Annotated in this window: 15 protein-coding genes; 13 read left to right on the top strand and 2 right to left on the bottom strand. The window is 62.2% G+C overall.

Translation table 11 applies throughout. The features are described 5' to 3' along the window. The first annotated feature begins 55 nt into the window (after nucleotides 1-55). From MFF34_RS16405 to MFF34_RS16390, 4 genes are read left to right on the top strand one after another with little or no spacing between them, the layout of a single operon-like run. Nucleotides 56-940 carry a hemin ABC transporter substrate-binding protein gene (locus MFF34_RS16405; protein ID WP_085274230.1) on the top strand — a complete coding sequence of 295 codons (885 nt, stop codon included), beginning with the start codon at nucleotides 56-58 and terminating at the stop codon, nucleotides 938-940. Between the two features lie 50 nt (nucleotides 941-990). Beyond that, nucleotides 991-1,974, top strand: coding sequence for an iron ABC transporter permease (locus MFF34_RS16400; RefSeq protein WP_238215363.1), 984 nt, complete (start codon nucleotides 991-993; stop codon nucleotides 1,972-1,974). Then, nucleotides 1,974-2,741, top strand: coding sequence for a heme ABC transporter ATP-binding protein (locus MFF34_RS16395; protein ID WP_238215290.1), 768 nt, complete (start codon nucleotides 1,974-1,976; stop codon nucleotides 2,739-2,741). The genes MFF34_RS16400 and MFF34_RS16395 overlap by 1 nt, the downstream gene beginning before the upstream one ends. A 12-nt stretch (nucleotides 2,742-2,753) precedes the next feature. Beyond that, nucleotides 2,754-3,641 (top strand): ChaN family lipoprotein, encoded by an 888-nt coding sequence (locus tag MFF34_RS16390; protein ID WP_238215288.1) that lies wholly within the window; start codon nucleotides 2,754-2,756, stop codon nucleotides 3,639-3,641. 213 nt (nucleotides 3,642-3,854) lie between these two features. Here MFF34_RS16390 and MFF34_RS16385 read toward each other — a convergent pair whose 3' ends face one another. Further along, on the bottom strand, nucleotides 3,855-4,133 hold the full coding sequence (locus tag MFF34_RS16385; protein WP_027594998.1) for a TfoX/Sxy family protein: 279 nt from the start codon (nucleotides 4,131-4,133) through the stop codon (nucleotides 3,855-3,857). Nucleotides 4,134-4,374: 241 nt separating this feature from the next. Further along, nucleotides 4,375-5,937, bottom strand: coding sequence for a bifunctional aminoglycoside phosphotransferase/ATP-binding protein (locus MFF34_RS16380; RefSeq protein ID WP_027594997.1), 1,563 nt, complete (start codon nucleotides 5,935-5,937; stop codon nucleotides 4,375-4,377). A 116-nt stretch (nucleotides 5,938-6,053) separates the two neighbouring features. On the opposite strand from MFF34_RS16380, the gene mrcB reads away from it, so the two are divergent. The 9 genes from mrcB to msrQ all read left to right on the top strand — a co-directional run bounded on the left by mrcB (nucleotide 6,054) and on the right by msrQ (nucleotide 15,914). After that, nucleotides 6,054-8,375 carry a penicillin-binding protein 1B gene (gene mrcB / locus MFF34_RS16375; RefSeq protein ID WP_027594996.1) on the top strand — a complete coding sequence of 774 codons (2,322 nt, stop codon included), beginning with the start codon at nucleotides 6,054-6,056 and terminating at the stop codon, nucleotides 8,373-8,375. A gap of 15 nt (nucleotides 8,376-8,390) precedes the next feature. Next, a complete protein-coding gene (locus MFF34_RS16370; RefSeq protein WP_283236622.1) occupies nucleotides 8,391-9,179 on the top strand; it encodes a tetratricopeptide repeat protein in 789 nt (262 codons plus the stop codon). Continuing rightward, a complete protein-coding gene (locus MFF34_RS16365; RefSeq protein WP_027594994.1) occupies nucleotides 9,179-9,511 on the top strand; it encodes a YqcC family protein in 333 nt (110 codons plus the stop codon). Before MFF34_RS16370 ends, MFF34_RS16365 begins: the two co-directional genes overlap by 1 nt. 408 nt (nucleotides 9,512-9,919) lie before the next feature. Continuing rightward, on the top strand, nucleotides 9,920-11,644 hold the full coding sequence (locus MFF34_RS16360; RefSeq protein WP_027594993.1) for an acetolactate synthase 3 large subunit: 1,725 nt from the start codon (nucleotides 9,920-9,922) through the stop codon (nucleotides 11,642-11,644). Between the two features lies 1 nt (nucleotide 11,645). Then, entirely contained in the window at nucleotides 11,646-12,137 is a 492-nt protein-coding gene (gene ilvN / locus MFF34_RS16355) for an acetolactate synthase small subunit (protein ID WP_003250040.1), read from the top strand. 55 nt (nucleotides 12,138-12,192) lie between these two features. Next, entirely contained in the window at nucleotides 12,193-13,209 is a 1,017-nt protein-coding gene (gene ilvC / locus MFF34_RS16350; RefSeq protein WP_099455328.1) for a ketol-acid reductoisomerase, read from the top strand. 149 nt (nucleotides 13,210-13,358) lie between these two features. Then, nucleotides 13,359-14,210: a CDP-diacylglycerol--serine O-phosphatidyltransferase gene (gene pssA / locus MFF34_RS16345; RefSeq protein WP_027594991.1), complete on the top strand. Its 852-nt coding sequence runs from the start codon at nucleotides 13,359-13,361 to the stop codon at nucleotides 14,208-14,210. 79 nt (nucleotides 14,211-14,289) lie between these two features. Then, nucleotides 14,290-15,303 (top strand): protein-methionine-sulfoxide reductase catalytic subunit MsrP, encoded by a 1,014-nt coding sequence (gene msrP, locus MFF34_RS16340; protein ID WP_238215285.1) that lies wholly within the window; start codon nucleotides 14,290-14,292, stop codon nucleotides 15,301-15,303. Beyond that, nucleotides 15,303-15,914 carry a protein-methionine-sulfoxide reductase heme-binding subunit MsrQ gene (msrQ, locus tag MFF34_RS16335; protein ID WP_238215277.1) on the top strand — a complete coding sequence of 204 codons (612 nt, stop codon included), beginning with the start codon at nucleotides 15,303-15,305 and terminating at the stop codon, nucleotides 15,912-15,914. The genes msrP and msrQ overlap by 1 nt, the downstream gene beginning before the upstream one ends. Nucleotides 15,915-16,040 lie beyond the last annotated feature (126 nt).

Raw genomic sequence — 16,040 nt, 5'->3', positions numbered from 1 at the left:
GCGCAGTTCCGCCGCCCGCCACAAGGCGCGCGGCCCGCCTTCAGAAGGAAATCCGATGATGCGCCGTCCCGCTGCCCTGATCGCCCTGTGCGCAGGCCTTGTGCTGTCCACCCAGGCCTTGGCTGCCGAACTGCCGCAGCGATGGGTCAGCGCCGGTGGTGCGCTGAGCGAGTGGGTCACTGCGCTGGGCGGCGAATCGCGCCTGGTCGGTGTCGATACCACTAGCCAGCACCCCGCATCGCTGAAGGCGCTGCCGAGCGTCGGCTATCAGCGCCAGTTGTCTGCCGAAGGTATTCTCAGCCTGCGCCCAGATGTGTTGGTGGGCACCGAAGAAATGGGCCCGCCGCCGGTGTTGGCGCAGATTCGCAAGGCGGGTGTGCGGGTAGAGTTGTTCTCCAGCAAGGCCGAACTGGATGCGGTCGATCAGAACCTCAAGCACCTGGGCCAGTTGCTGGGTGCCGAGCCACAAGCCACCGCGTTGGCGGCGGGCTATCGCCAGCAGTTGGATGCGTTGCAGGCTCAGGTCAAACACGCCCAGGCAGGCCAGAAGGCGCCCGGGGTGTTGCTGCTGGTGGGCCATGCCGGTGCCAAGCCGCTGATTGCTGGGCAAGGCACTGCCGGCGACTGGCTGCTACGCCAGGCCGGGGCGCACAACCTGGCCGAGCATCAGGGTTACAAGAACTTCTCCAATGAGGCACTGGCGGCGCTGGACCCGGATGTAGTGGTGTTCTCCGATCGTGCGTTGGCCGACGAGCAGGCCTTGCAAGCGCTGCTGAAGGAAAACCCAGCGCTGGCGGCCTCCCGCGCCGTGCGTGAACAGCGCCTGGTGTCGCTTGACCCGACGCTGCTGGTTGGCGGCCTTGGGCCACGCCTGCCAGCGACCCTGCGCTCGTTGGCTGCCACCTTCTACCCGGCAGCCAAGGGCAGTTTCGCTCAATGAGACAACGCGTTCAGCCACGCACATTGATCATCTGCCTGAGCTTGCTGTGCCTGTTGGCGGTGTGGCTGTCCCTGGCCCTGGGGCCGGTCAGCCTGCCGCTGTTCGATACCTTGCGCGCTGGGCTGCGCTTGTTGGGGCTGCCGATCGCCGGTGATGGCCTGCAGCAGGCGGAAATGATCCTCGGCCAGATTCGCCTGCCGCGCACCTTGCTGGGGCTGGCGGTGGGGGCGGTGCTGGCGCTGTCCGGCGTGGCCATGCAGGGGCTGTTCCGCAACCCGTTGGCCGACCCAGGGCTGGTAGGCGTCGCCGCCGGGGCGGCAATGGGCGCTGCAGTGGCCATTGTCGGCGGCAGCTGGTTTGGCGGAATGCCGGAGGTGCTGGCGCCTTATCTGCTGTCGCTGTGCGCCTTCATCGGCGGGCTTGGGGTGACCGCGCTGGTCTATCGCCTGGGGCGGCGCGACGGCCAGACCAATGTCGCCACGATGCTGTTGGCCGGCGTGGCCATGACCGCGCTGGGCGGCGCGGCGGTGGGGATGTTCTCCTACCTGGCCGATGACGCCACCTTGCGCACCCTGACGTTCTGGAACCTGGGCAGCCTCAACGGTGCCAGTTACGAGCGGCTGTGGCCGCTGTTGATGGTGGCTACCGGCGTGGCGCTGTGGTTGCCGCGGCGCGCCCGGGCGCTGAATGCCTTGCTGCTGGGGGAGTCGGAGGCGCGGCACCTGGGTATCGAGGTAGAGCGGCTCAAGCGCGAATTGGTGTTCTGTACCGCGCTGGGTGTCGGCGCGGCGGTGGCGGCGGCGGGGCTGATCGGCTTCATCGGGCTGGTGGTGCCGCACTTGGTGCGCTTGCTGGCAGGGCCCGATCACCGCGTGGTGTTGCCGGCCTCGCTGTTGGCGGGCGGCGTACTGATGCTGTTTGCCGACCTGGCGGCACGGCTGGTGCTGGCGCCAGCCGAACTGCCGATCGGCATTGTCACTGCGTTTATCGGTGCGCCGTTTTTCCTGTTTCTGCTGATGCGAGGGCGCAGCTGATGTTGCAAGTCGAGGGCCTGCACCTGCGGCGGGGAAGCAACGAGGTACTCCACGACATCCACCTGCAATTGGCCCCAGGGCGGGTGGTGGGCGTGCTCGGCCCCAACGGCGCGGGCAAGAGCAGCTTGCTGGGGGTGCTGTGCGGCGAGCTGGCGCCCGGCCAGGGGCATGTGACCTTGCAGGGCCGGCCGTTGGCCGATTGGGCTGGTCAGGAGCGGGCCAGGCGCCTGGCGGTGTTGCCGCAAGTGTCCAGCCTGGGCTTCTCGTTCAGGGTCGAGGAAGTGGTGGGCATGGGGCGGATGCCGCATGGCAGTGGCCAGGTGCGCGACGCCGAGATCGTCGAAGCAGCCTTGCGTGCCGCGGATGCCTGGCACCTGCAGGGGCGCAGCTACCTGGCGCTGTCGGGCGGTGAGCGGCAGCGGGTGCACCTGGCGCGCGTGCTGGCCCAGCTGTGGCCAGGTGAGCAGGGGACTACGCTGTTGCTTGATGAGCCGACGTCGATGCTCGACCCACTCCATCAGCACACGACCCTGCAAGCGGTGCGCCGCTTTGCCGACCGAGGCGCTGCGGTGCTGGTGATCCTGCATGACCTGAACCTGGCCGCACGCTACTGTGACCGTATCCTGTTGCTTGAGCAGGGCCGCTGTCATGCCTTGGCCTCCCCCGACGAAGTGCTGACGCCTGGGGCATTGAAGGCGGTGTTCGGTATCGATGTGCTGGTACAGGCTCACCCGGAGCGTGGCCACCCGCTGATCATCACCCGCTAGGAGGCATTGCCGATGCGCCATCCACTGCTGTCCGGTTTATCGCTGTGCCTGGTGCTGGCGCTGGGCGGATGCCAGGCCAGCCTGCCGCCGTTACCGGGCTGGCAGAGTACTGAAGGGCGCGAACACGCGCAGTTGGGGCACATCAAGGATCTGGCCAGCGGCCAGCTCATCAGCCCGGAACAACTGGTCACGCAGCTGGCCGCTGCCCCGCGTGTGTTGGTAGGGGAGAAGCACGACAACCCTGACCACCACGCACTGCAGTTGTGGTTGTTGCAGGCCCTGCAGGGCCGGCGCGCTCAGGGCAGCCTGTTGATGGAGATGCTGCAGCCTGAGCAGCAGCCGCTGGTCGACAAACTTGAGGCTCAGCCACCGTTGCCCGCGGACTTGCCCAAGGCGTTAGCGTGGGAAGAAGGCTGGGACTGGCAGTTGTACGGGCCGTTGGTCACGCAGGCCTTGCAGCGCGGCATCCCGCTGCTGGCCGCCAACCTTTCACCTGGGCAGATGCGCCACGCCTATCGGCACCCGGCTTCGTTACCGGGCGCACAGTCCAATGCGCCTAGGGTCAAGGCCGCGTTGCTTGAACAGGTGCGTGCCGGGCACTGCGGCTTGCTGCCGGAAAGCCAATTGCCGGCCATGCTTGCCGTTCAACAGCAGCGCGACCGGCAGATGGCAGAGCAGTTGCTGAAGGCGCCGCAGCCAGCCCTGCTATTGGCTGGCGCATACCACGTCCGCAAGGACCTGGGTGTGCCATTGCACTTGGTTGACCTGGGCGCGCAGGGCCGTAGCGTGGTCGTGTTGTTGGCCGAGGTCGGCGAGGAAGCCGAGGCGGGCATGGCCGATTATGTGTGGTACACGGCGGCGATGCCGGAGCAGGACTACTGCGCTCAACTGCGCAAGTAACGTTACGGGTATCGGCGTTGTCACCGCGCACGCGGTGCAGAACCGTCAGGCAAAAAAAGACCCGGCAAAGAGCCGGGTCAATAACCGTGATTAGCCTGATGAGGAGATAATCTGAGAGTCCGAACCAGGGGCTTTCAGTTTATCCAACCAGTCTCGCGACCAGTTGTGATAATCATAACGATTCTCATTTCGGAGTCAATCCCCTTCGTCGGTTTATTTCGCGTTTTTTTGCGCAGGGTTCTTCGCGTCCAACTGTTGATTGAGCGCTTCCTTGCGTTCGGTCGGCAAATCGTTCCAGTGCATGTCGAGCAAGGCACCTTCAATGGCGTACAACAGCACTTTGGAGGCCCGGAACCCTCGCGTTTTCACAGCTTGGTACGCACCCACCGCACCGAGCCGGCGCAAATCCGACGCGCTGTGGATGCCGGCCGCATGCAACCATTGCGCAGAAGTCTTGCCAAGATTCTTCAGATGCTGCAATTCATCGTTCATCGAGCCTCCTTGCGATGGCTGAACGGGTGTTGGGGGATAAATCGCGAGCAGGTCAGAGAGGAGTGTAGCGGGGGTTGGAAAATGCGCGGCCTTTTGCCATCGGGTGCGACGATTGGGGAGGGGAGCCGCCTTTTACGGCCCTATCGCCGGCAAGCCAGCTCCCACAGGGACACCACTGCCCTTGAGGCTTGTGGAACTCCTGTGGGAGCCGGCTTGCCGGCGATAAGCTGCAATGCTGACCTTACAGGCCCGGCAAGCGCTGGCGGATCTGGTCGATCACCTGGTCCATGCTGGCGCTTTCCTGCGTATCGACACGGGTGGCGTGCTGCAGTTCTGTGGCATCCAGCGGCTCACGGCTGGCCTGCTGAGCCTTGACCACCTCTAGGGTAGCGTCCGACGGGTCGGTTTTTTCCGCCTGGCGCTGCGCCAGCCAACTGGCGATCACCGCCTCCGGGGCTTGGCAGTCGAGGACCAGGAACGGCACGCCGGTCGCGCTGGCGACCTCTGCCGCCGCTTGGCGTTGAGCATGTTTCAGGTAGGTGGCATCGAGCACCACCGGGAAACCGGCGCGCAGGATGGTGCCGGCCAGATCGTGCAGGCGCTGATAGGTCGCGGCGCTGGCATCCTGGTCATAGATGCCGGCATCCTGCTGCCCAGAGAGCGTTGCCTGCTGCTCGCCGAACAGGCGCTTGCGCTCTACGTCCGAACGCACACGCACGGCGCCCAGGGCTTCGACCAGGCGCATCGCCACGTGGCTCTTGCCCACCGCAGAGACGCCGTGGGTGATGGCCAGCAGGCGCGAAGGGATGGCGCTGTAGCTTTCTGCCAGGTTGGCATAGTTGCGGTAGGTGCGCAGGGTGGTGGCGCGCTGCACGCCATCGGCATTGGCGGGCATGCTGAACAGGGCGACCTTGGCGCGTACCAGGGCGCGGTAGGCCTTGTAGAAGTTGAGCACTTCCAGGCCCTCGTAGTCGCCGGTCAGCTCCAGGTACTGGCTGACGAAGCGGTGCGCCAGGCACTTGAGGCCGCGGTCTTCCAGGTCCATGGCCAGGAAGCCGGTATCGGCCCAGACATCGGTCATGCGGAACGGCTCGTTGAACTCGATGCAGTCGAAGATCACCACCTTGCCGTCGATCAGGGTGGCGTTACCCAGGTGAATGTCACCGTGGCATTCGCGGGTGAAACCGTTGGCTTTGCGCGCTTCGAACAGGCCTTTGAGGCGCTCGAAACTGCTGCGTGCCCATGCCTGGAGGTTATCCAGTTGCAGGAGGTCGGCCTTGTCGCTGAGGAACGGACGGATCTGCTCGAAGTTCTGCTCCACCGGGGCCATCACGCTTTCAGGCGAGCCATAAGGTTGCGCTGCCGGAACCTTGGGGGTCTGCAGATGGAACTCGGCGATCTGCCGGGCCATCTGGTCGATGTGCTCGGCGTTGAGCTCGCCGTTGGCTTGCAGGGTGCTGAGCATCTGCCCCTGGGGGAACTGGCGCATTTTCAGGGCGTATTCGATTGCTACACCCTCACCGCCGATTTGCGGCGCTTCGGCGCTACCGGTGATCGGCAACACGTCGAGGTACAGGCCGTCGGTCAGGCGCTGGTTCAGGCGCAATTCTTCGTTACAGAAATGCTCGCGCTGATCCAGCTGGGTGAAGTCGAGGAAGCCGAAGTTCATCGGTTTCTTGACCTTGTAGGCGTACTCGCCAGTGAGCAGGACCCAGGAGATATGCGTCTCGATGAGTTGGAACCCATCCACGGGGTGAGGGTAGAGGGCTGGGTTCTGCAACGCAGTGATAAGAGCTTGGCTCACGGGAAATCCTTCCGGGGGCAGGGAATTCGAATGCGCCATTATGGTCAATGGTGCCGTCCCTGCATACCGCTGAGGGCGCCTGCCCAGCCTTTACAAAGTGCGTATAATCCGCCGCCATGACTCGAACTCGAAACGCTCGTACCCCTCAGAAACGCCCGACCGGCCGCTCTCGCGCCTGGCTGGGCTGGGCTTTGAAGCTCAGCCTGGTCGGCCTGGTGATCCTCGCCGGCTTCGCGGTTTACCTCGATGCTGTCGTCCAGGAGAAGTTCTCTGGCAAGCGTTGGACCATCCCGGCCAAGGTATACGCCCGGCCACTGGAGCTGTTCGTCGGCCAGAAGCTGAGCAAGAACGACTTCCTCACCGAACTCGATGCCCTGGGCTATCGCCGTGAAAGCGCGGCCAATGGCCCAGGTGCGGCCGCGGTCAACGGTAATACCGTCGACCTCAACACTCGTGGCTTCCAGTTCTACGAGGGGATGGAACCCGCGCAGTTCGTCCGCGTGCGCTTCTCTGGCGATTACGTGGCGGGGCTGGCCGGTGCCAATGGCGGCAAGCTCGACGTGGTACGCCTGGAACCGCTGATGATCGGCGGTATCTACCCGAAAAACCTCGAGGACCGGATCCTGATCAAAATCGATCAGGTGCCACCGTACCTGCTCGAGACCCTGGTCGCGACCGAAGACCGCGACTTCTATAGCCACTTTGGCGTGTCGCCCAAGTCCATCGCCCGTGCCGTGTGGGTCAACACCTCGGCCGGCTCCATGCGCCAAGGCGGCAGTACCCTGACCCAGCAGTTGGTGAAGAACTTCTACCTCACCAGCGAACGCAGCCTCAGCCGCAAGCTGACCGAGGCCATGATGGCTGTGCTGCTGGAGCTGCATTACGACAAGCGTGAAATCCTCGAGGCCTACCTCAACGAGGTATTCGTCGGCCAGGACGGCCAACGCGCGGTGCATGGTTTCGGCCTGGCCAGCCAGTTCTTCTTCAGCCAGCCGCTGTCGGAGCTCAAGCTGCACCAAATCGCCTTGCTGGTGGGCATGGTCAAGGGGCCGTCCTACTACAACCCGCGGCGTTATCCTGACCGCGCCCTGGCCCGCCGTAACCTGGTGCTCGACCTGCTGGCCGAGCAGGGCGTGGCGAGCAAGGACGTGATCGAGGCAGCGAAGAAGATGCCATTGGGTGTGACCAAGCGCGGCAGCCTGGCGGACAGCTCGTTCCCAGCCTTCCTCGACTTGGTCAAACGCCAGTTGCGCCAAGACTACCGCGACGAAGACTTGACCGAAGAAGGCCTGCGCATCTTCACCAGTTTCGACCCGATCCTGCAGATGAAGGCCGAAACCTCCATGAACGAGACGTTCAAGCGCCTGGCCGGGCGCAAGGGCGCTGACGAGGTCGAGTCGGCGATGGTCGTGACCAACCCGGAAACCGGCGAGGTGCAAGCGCTGATCGGCAGCCGCCAGTCGGGCTTTGCCGGCTTCAACCGGGCCATCGACGCGGTGCGGCCGATTGGCTCGCTGGTCAAGCCGGCGGTGTACCTGACCGCGCTGGAACAGCCGAGCAAGTACACCCTGACCAGTTGGGTGCAGGACGAGCCGTTCTCGGTCAAAGGCGCCAACGGCCAGATCTGGCGCCCGCAGAACTACGACCGTCGTCCGCATGGCACCATTTACCTGTATCAAGGCCTGGCCAACTCCTACAACCTGTCGACCGCCAAGCTCGGCCTGGAAGTGGGGGTGCCCAACGTGATCAAGACCATCGGTCGGCTGGGGGTGAATGTCGACTGGCCAGCCTTCCCAGCGATGCTGCTGGGGGCAGGTGGCATGTCGCCGATGCAGGTCGCGACCATGTACCAGACCATTGCCAATGGTGGCTTCAACACGCCGATGCGCGGTATCCGCAGCGTGTTGACGGCCGAGGGTGAGCCGCTCAAGCGCTACCCGTTCCAGATCCAACAGACCTTCGACCCAGGGTCCATCTACCTGGTGCAGAACGCCATGCAGCGGGTGATGCGCGAAGGTACCGGCCGTTCGGTGTACAACGTGTTGCCGCGTTCGCTGACCCTGGCCGGCAAGACCGGTACCAGTAACGACTCGCGCGACAGCTGGTTCTCCGGCTTCAGCCAGGACCTGCTGGCCGTGGTGTGGATGGGCCGCGACGATAACGGCAAGACGCCGTTCACCGGTGCCACCGGCGCCCTGCAGGTCTGGACCAGCTTCATGAAGAAGGCCGACCCGCTGCCGCTGGACATGCCGCAACCGGACAACGTCGTGCAAGCCTGGATCGACCCGTACAGCGGCCAAGGCTCTGACGGTAGCTGTCCGGGAGCCGTGCAGATGCCGTATATTCGCGGAAGCGAACCGCCCGCCGGCGCAGCCTGTGGCGGTGAGCAGAATCCGGCAGAATCGGTCATGGACTGGGTCAAAGGCTGGATGAATTAAGCACGAGCTGCATTGATGAGGTGTGAAGTGAATAAGTGGCTGTTTCCTGCCTTGACGGCGTTGGTTGTGCTCCAGGGTTGCTCCAGCGTCCAGCGTGGCAATATCCCGGTGGTCGACTCGAGCACCCGCGTGTCCAACAGTGAACGCGTAACGGCCAACCGCTCGGCGGCTGGCATGAACAGCGGCACCTCACAAGCGCAGTCGCTGCCTGAGGATTCGGGCGTGACGGTGATGATCCCGCAGGGCGCCGGTGCCTCGAGCATCCAGACGTTCCCGGCCGGTAATGGGGCGGCGCCGATCAGCACCGCGCCGATTACCCCGGGCCCGATCTCGACCGGGCCGATGACCACCAACCCGAACCCGATCGCCGACGAGCCGTTCGATATCGCCTCGATGAACAGCACGCCGAAAGCCAGCAGTGCGCCGACCGGCATTCCGCGCAGCGGTGGCGCATCTGGCGGCCTGTCGGCCGACGAGCAGCTGGATGGGCCTGTACTGGCGCTGTTGACCACTGCCCAGCAACAGCAGGTCGGTGGTGATTTCAACGGTGCCTCGTCTAGCCTGGAGCGTGCCCAGCGTATCGCCCCGCGCGAGCCGCAAGTGCTGTTCCGCCTGGCCCAGGTGCGCTTGTCGCAGGGCGATGCAGCGCAGGCCGAGCAGTTGGCTCGCCGCGCCCTGACCTACGCCAATGGCCGCCCCGACCTGCAGGCCGAACTGTGGAACACCATTGCCCAGTGCCGTGAAAAGCAAGGTGACAGTGCCGGTGCGGCGCTGGCGCGGCAGAAGGCCCGAGTGAATTCCTGATGATCGAGCAACGCATTCTGGACATCGCCGACCACCTGCTGCTGATCGAGCGTGAGTTGAAGGTGCAAGGCTGGTGGGACGATGAGCCGCCCAGCGATGAAGCGCTGGAGAGCACCGTGCCCTTCGCGGTCGATACGATGACCCTGGAGCAGTGGCTGCAATGGATCTTCCTGCCCCGCATGAAGATCATCATCGAGCTTGGCCACCCGCTGCCCAGTGCCTCGGGCATCCTGGTGATGGCTGAAACGGTGTTCACCGATCGCCCGGAGCAGAGTCGCGAGCTACGGCGCCTGCTAGCAGAGTTCGATCAATTGATCGCTTCTGGAGCCTGATTTCTTCTCTTTTTCCTTCAAGGGCCGCAGATTGTGGCCCTTTTTTATGGAAATCTTCTTAATTCTGCTGCTGCTATCCTTTTTAGTGGTGGCAGGAATTCATCTTGAGGAAAAATTGGCAATAATTTTTCTTGACTTGTAGCCGCCAAATCACAAGAATCCAACTTCCGCTGTAGAGGGACTGCCAGAAGCAGACCCGCTAAGCAGATCATGAGGCGCACACCCGCGCCGACCTGTTACACCCCGCAACGCGTTACCTCGCGCTGGGTGGGAAAACCCCGCAACACTCTGGGGCGCTCCCAATACTTGCTCAGTCAGTGCTGACGTTCGCTCATGCTCTGCTTGGCAGTAAACCTATTAAGACCCGTCCACTAGGGACGGTATTCTGGCGTTTTAGAGGTGAACAACGTGGAGCTTTTATCTGGCGCTGAGATGGTCGTCCGCTTCTTGCGTGACGAAGGCGTTAAGCACATCTACGGGTACCCTGGCGGTGCTCTCCTTCATGTTTACGATGCCCTGTTCAAGGAACCGGAAGTCGAACACATCCTGGTTCGTCACGAACAGGCTGCAACCCATATGGCGGACGGCTACGCCCGTGCCACCGGCAAGGCCGGTGTGGTGCTGGTAACCTCCGGCCCGGGTGCGACCAATGCCATTACCGGCATTGCCACCGCCTACATGGATTCGATTCCGATGGTCATTCTGTCCGGCCAGGTGCCTAGCACCATGGTGGGTACCGATGCCTTCCAGGAAACCGACATGATTGGCATCTCGCGGCCGATCGTGAAGCACAGCTTCATGATCAAAAACGCCACCGAGATCCCAGAAGTTCTGAAAAAAGCCTTCTACCTGGCGCAATCCGGCCGTCCTGGCCCGGTCGTGGTCGACATTCCAAAAGATATGACCAACCCGGCCGAGAAGTTCGAATACGTCTACCCGAAGAAGGTCAAGCTGCGCTCCTACAGCCCGGCGGTCCGTGGCCACTCCGGCCAGATCCGCAAGGCCGCCGAGATGCTGCTGGCTGCCAAGCGCCCGATCGTTTACGCCGGCGGCGGCGTGATTCTGGGTGGCGGCTCCGAAGCCCTGACCGAAATCGCCAAATCGCTGAACCTGCCGGTTACCAATACCCTCATGGGTCTGGGTGGCTTCCCGGGTACTGACCGTCAGTTCCTCGGCATGCTCGGCATGCACGGCAGCTTCACGGCCAACATGGCCATGCACAATGCGGACGTCATCTTTGCCGTCGGTGCGCGTTTCGATGACCGTGTGGTCAACGGCCCGGCCAAGTTCTGCCCGAATGCCAAGATCATCCACATCGACATCGACCCGGCGTCGATTTCCAAGATGATCAAGGCCGACGTGCCTATCGTTGGCCCAGTCGACAGCGTCTTGACCGAGATGCTCGGCATCCTCAAGGAAATCGGCGAGCAGCCTGACAAGGCCGCCGCAGAAGCCTGGTGGAAGCAGATCGATGAATGGCGTGGCGACGGCGACCTGTTCCCTTACAACAAAGGTGATGGCAGCGTCATCAAGCCGCAGACCGTGATCGAAACCCTGTGCGAAGTGACCAAAGGCGATGCCTTTGTTACCTCCGACGTGGGCCAGCACCAGATGTTCGCGGCGCAGTACTACCGCTTCAACAAGCCGAACCGCTGGATCAACTCCGGTGGCCTGGGCACCATGGGCTTCGGTTTCCCGGCGGCGATGGGCGTCAAGCTCAACTTCCCGGACCAGGACGTGGCGTGCGTGACCGGCGAAGGCAGTATCCAGATGAACATCCAGGAACTGTCCACCTGCATGCAGTACGGCCTGCCGGTGAAAATCGTCAACCTGAACAACGGTGTGCTGGGCATGGTCCGCCAGTGGCAGGACATGGCGTACAACGGCCGTCACTCGCACTCCTATGTCGAGTCGCTGCCTGACTTCATCAAGCTGGCCGAGGCCTATGGTCATGTGGGTATCCGCATCACCAGCCTGAAAGACCTCAAGCCGAAGCTGGAAGAGGCATTCGCGATGAAAGACCGTCTGGTGTTCATCGACATCGCGGTTGACCGTACCGAGCACGTCTATCCGATGCAGATCAAGGATGGCTCGATGCGTGACATGTGGCTGAGCAAGACGGAGCGTACCTGATATGCGGCACATCATTTCCTTGCTGCTGGAAAACGAACCCGGTGCCTTGTCTCGCGTCGTTGGCCTGTTCTCCCAGCGTAACTACAACATTGAAAGCCTGACCGTGGCGCCGACCGAAGACCCGACCTTGTCGCGTCTGACGCTGACCACCGTTGGCCATGACGAAGTGATCGAACAGATCACCAAGAACCTGAACAAGCTTGTCGAAGTGGTAAAGCTTGTCGACCTGTCGGAAAGTGCTCACATCGAGCGTGAACTGATGCTGGTCAAGGTCAAGGCCACCGGAGCCCAGCGGGCCGAGATCAAGCGCACCACGGACATTTTCCGTGGCCAGATCGTCGATGTGACCGCCAGTGTGTACACCGTGCAACTGAGCGGCACCAGCGACAAACTGGACAGCTTCATCCAGGCCATCGGCACCGCATCGATTCTCGAAACCGTGCGCAGTGGCGTCACCGGCATTGCCCGTGGCGACAAAGTGCTCAGCATCTAAATTCAAAAATTAGCGATGGCTCCGCAGGGGCCGAGATATAACCAGGGGTATTTTCATGAAAGTTTTCTACGATAAAGACTGCGACCTTTCCATCATCCAGGGTAAGAAAGTCGCCATCATCGGTTACGGTTCCCAAGGCCACGCCCAGGCGTGCAACCTGAAAGACTCCGGTGTAGACGTTACCGTCGGTCTGCGTAAAGGCTCGGCCACCGTTGCCAAGGCAGAAGCCCACGGCCTGAAAGTGGCCGACGTGGCTACCGCTGTCGCTGCTGCCGACCTGGTCATGATCCTGACTCCGGACGAGTTCCAAGGCACTCTGTACAAGAACGAGATCGAGCCGAACATCAAGAAAGGCGCAACCCTGGCCTTCTCCCACGGCTTCTCGATCCACTACAACCAAGTCGTGCCACGTGCCGACCTCGACGTGATCATGATCGCGCCGAAAGCCCCGGGCCACACCGTTCGCTCCGAGTTCGTCAAAGGCGGCGGCATCCCTGACCTGATCGCTATCTACCAAGACGCTTCGGGCAACGCCAAAAACGTTGCGCTGTCCTACGCCGCAGGCGTGGGTGGCGGCCGTACCGGCATCATCGAAACCACCTTCAAGGACGAGACTGAAACCGACCTGTTCGGCGAGCAGGCTGTTCTGTGCGGCGGTACCGTCGAGCTGGTCAAAGCCGGTTTCGAAACCCTGGTTGAAGCGGGCTACGCGCCAGAAATGGCCTACTTCGAGTGCCTGCACGAGCTGAAGTTGATCGTTGACCTCATGTACGAAGGCGGTATCGCCAACATGAACTACTCGATCTCCAACAACGCCGAGTACGGTGAGTACGTCACCGGCCCAGAAGTCATCAACGAAGAATCCCGCAAGGCCATGCGCAACGCTCTGAAGCGCATCCAGGACGGCGAGTACGCGAAGATGTTCATCTCCGAAGGTGCTACCAACTACCCATCGATGACCGCCAAGCGTCGTAACAACGCTGCCCACGGCATCGAAATCATCGGCGAGCAACTGCGTTCGATGATGCCTTGGATCTCGGCGAACAAGATCGTCGACAAAGCCAAGAACTAAGTTTCTTGCAACATGAAAAACGCGGCTTCGGCCGCGTTTTTTCGTTTAGGCAGCCGGCATCTGGTATAAAGCAGACCAGTGGCCTGCCGTCAGAACCTGTTTCGCAGGCCCGTGTCGAACATATTCCACCCTGTTGCAAGGTACCCTACATGAGCGAACGTCCCGAAGAGCCGAACAAGCCCTCCGACGCCGAAAGCCTGCTACCTGTCGATGAGCACATTGAAGAGGGCCATGACGCCGAAGGGCGCAAGGTCCGGCATCGCGGCATCTATCTGCTTCCTAACCTGTTCACCACCGCCAACCTGTTCGCTGGCTTCTACTCCATCATCAACTCGATGAGCGCGCAGAGCGCGTTGAGTGCTGGCGACCCGCGCGAGGCAAGCAAGTACTTCGCCTTTGCCGCCATCGCCATCTTCGTCGCCATGGTGCTCGACGGCCTGGACGGCCGTGTGGCTCGCATGACCAATACCCAGAGCGCCTTCGGGGCCGAGTACGACTCGCTGTCGGACATGGTCGCCTTTGGTGTTGCCCCGGCGTTGCTGGCCTTTGGCTGGGCGTTGGGTGACATGGGCAAGGTCGGCTGGATGGTTGCCTTCATCTATGTGGCTGGCGCTGCTTTGCGCCTGGCGCGCTTCAATACCCAGGTGGGCACCGCCGACAAGCGTTACTTCATCGGCCTGGCCAGCCCGGCGGCTGCAGGTGTGGTCGCGGGCACCGTCTGGGCCTTCAGTGACTACGGTATCCAGGGCTCCAAGCTGTCGTTCCTGGTGGCGCTGCTGGTAGCGGCGGCTGGCATGTTGATGGTCAGCAACATCAAGTACAACAGCTTCAAGGAGCTCGACCTCAAAGGGCGTGTACCGTTCGTGGCCATCCTGGCGGTGGTCCTGGTGTTCGCGGTGGTATTCAGCGACCCGCCCCGCATCCTGCTGCTGATCTTCCTTGCCTACGCGGCTTCGGGGCCGATCCAGTTCTTGCTGCGGTCTCGCCGTCGTAAGTCGTGACAATGATTTAATGATGGAATAACCCTCCGGCTCCATAGTCTTACTGGTACATCCGTTATCCAGTGCTATGGAGCCGCCCATGCTTATCAAGCTTCCCAGGTCATCCGAGTGCAAGGCGTCGGAGATCACGCCCGAAGGTCTCTATCTTTCTCGTCGCACCGTGCTAGGTGGCTCGCTGGCGGGCCTTGCCCTGGGTGCGCTGCCGAGCCTGGGGCATGCCGCCGAGGCCAGCCGCTACGCCGATGTCGAGGCGGGCGCTGCACCCGCCTGGTTCAGTGACAAGCTTGCGGCGACGCGGTGGCAGGCGGTAACGGTCAAGGATGAGGCGATTACGCCCTTCAAGGACGCGACCCACTACAACAACTTCTATGAGTTCGGGCCCGACAAGGGTGACCCGGCTGCCAATGGCGGCAGCTTGCAGACCGAGCCTTGGTCTGTGGTGATCGATGGCGAGGTCGGCAAGCCCGGGCGCTATGCCCTGGAAGACTTCGTCAAACCTTATCAGCTCGAAGAGCGCATCTACCGGTTGCGCTGTGTCGAGGCGTGGTCGATGGTCATCCCCTGGCTTGGCTTCCCGCTGGCGCAAGTACTCAAGCAAGTGGAACCGACATCCAACGCGCGCTACGTGCGCTTCGAAACATTGAAAGACCCACAGCATATGCCAGGGCAACGCTCAGGCTTCGCCTTGATCGACTGGCCTTATAGAGAAGGGCTGCGCCTGGATGAGGCCATGCACCCGTTGGCGATTCTGGCGGTGGGTATGTATGGCCGCGAGCTGGCCAACCAGAATGGCGCGCCGTTGCGCTTGGTGGTGCCATGGAAGTACGGGTTCAAGAGCATCAAGTCGATCGTGCGGATCAGCCTGGTGGCCGAGCGCCCGCAAACGACCTGGGAGGGGCTGGCGCCAGATGAGTATGGCTTCTATGCCAACGTGAACCCCGAGGTCGATCACCCGAGGTGGACCCAAGCGCGTGAGCGGCGCCTGCCAAGTGGCCTGTTCAGCCCCAACGTACGGCCAACGCAAATGTTCAACGGCTACGCCGATGAAGTGGCGTCGCTGTATGCCGGCCTCGACCTGCGGAAGAACTATTGATGCGCTATCCCTGGTTGCGCCTGGCCATCTTTATAGTGGGGTGTGTGCTGCCACTCTGGTGGTTGTATGAGGCTGCGATGAACCTGCTGGGGCCGGACCCAGGGAAGATCCTGATGGACCGGCTGGGGTTGGGCGCGCTGACGTTCCTGCTGGTGACCTTGAGCATGACGCCGCTGCAGCGGCTGACAGGGTGGTCGGGCTGGATCGTCGTGCGCCGCCAACTAGGGTTGTGGTGTTTTGCTTACATCGTGCTGCACATCCTTTGTTACCTCTTCTTTATTCTCGGGCTGGACTGGGGGCAGTTCGCTGTCGAGCTGCGTAAGCGGCCCTACATTATTGTGGGGGCGCTTGGCTTCCTCGGGTTGTTGGCGCTGGCGGTAACCTCCAATCGGTATAGCCAGCGCCGGCTGGGTGCGCGGTGGAAGAAGCTGCATAAGCTGGTGTATGTGATTCTCGGCTTGGGGCTGCTGCATTTCCTGTGGATCGTGCGTTCGGATCTGCGTGAGTGGGCTATCTATGCCGGCATTGGTGCCGTGTTGATGGCGCTGCGTATTCCTGCAGTTGCACGGCGTGTTCCTCGGGTGATCAGCGGGCGGGGGAGGGTGGTTTGAAACATTCTTGAAATAAAGGGTTGACGGGGTTTCGAATCCACTTATAATGCGCCACACTTCCAGCGTGATTGGAACGAGAAACTCCTTGAGTATCAACGAGTTAATCGATTCAGGTAGTGCTGTAAG

The organism is Pseudomonas sp. PAGU 2196 (assembly GCF_022179005.1).
GTDB lineage: Bacteria > Pseudomonadota > Gammaproteobacteria > Pseudomonadales > Pseudomonadaceae > Aquipseudomonas > Aquipseudomonas kermanshahensis.
The sequence above is the reverse complement of the archived record's forward strand: the minus strand, read 5'-3'. Positions and strand labels throughout refer to the sequence as shown.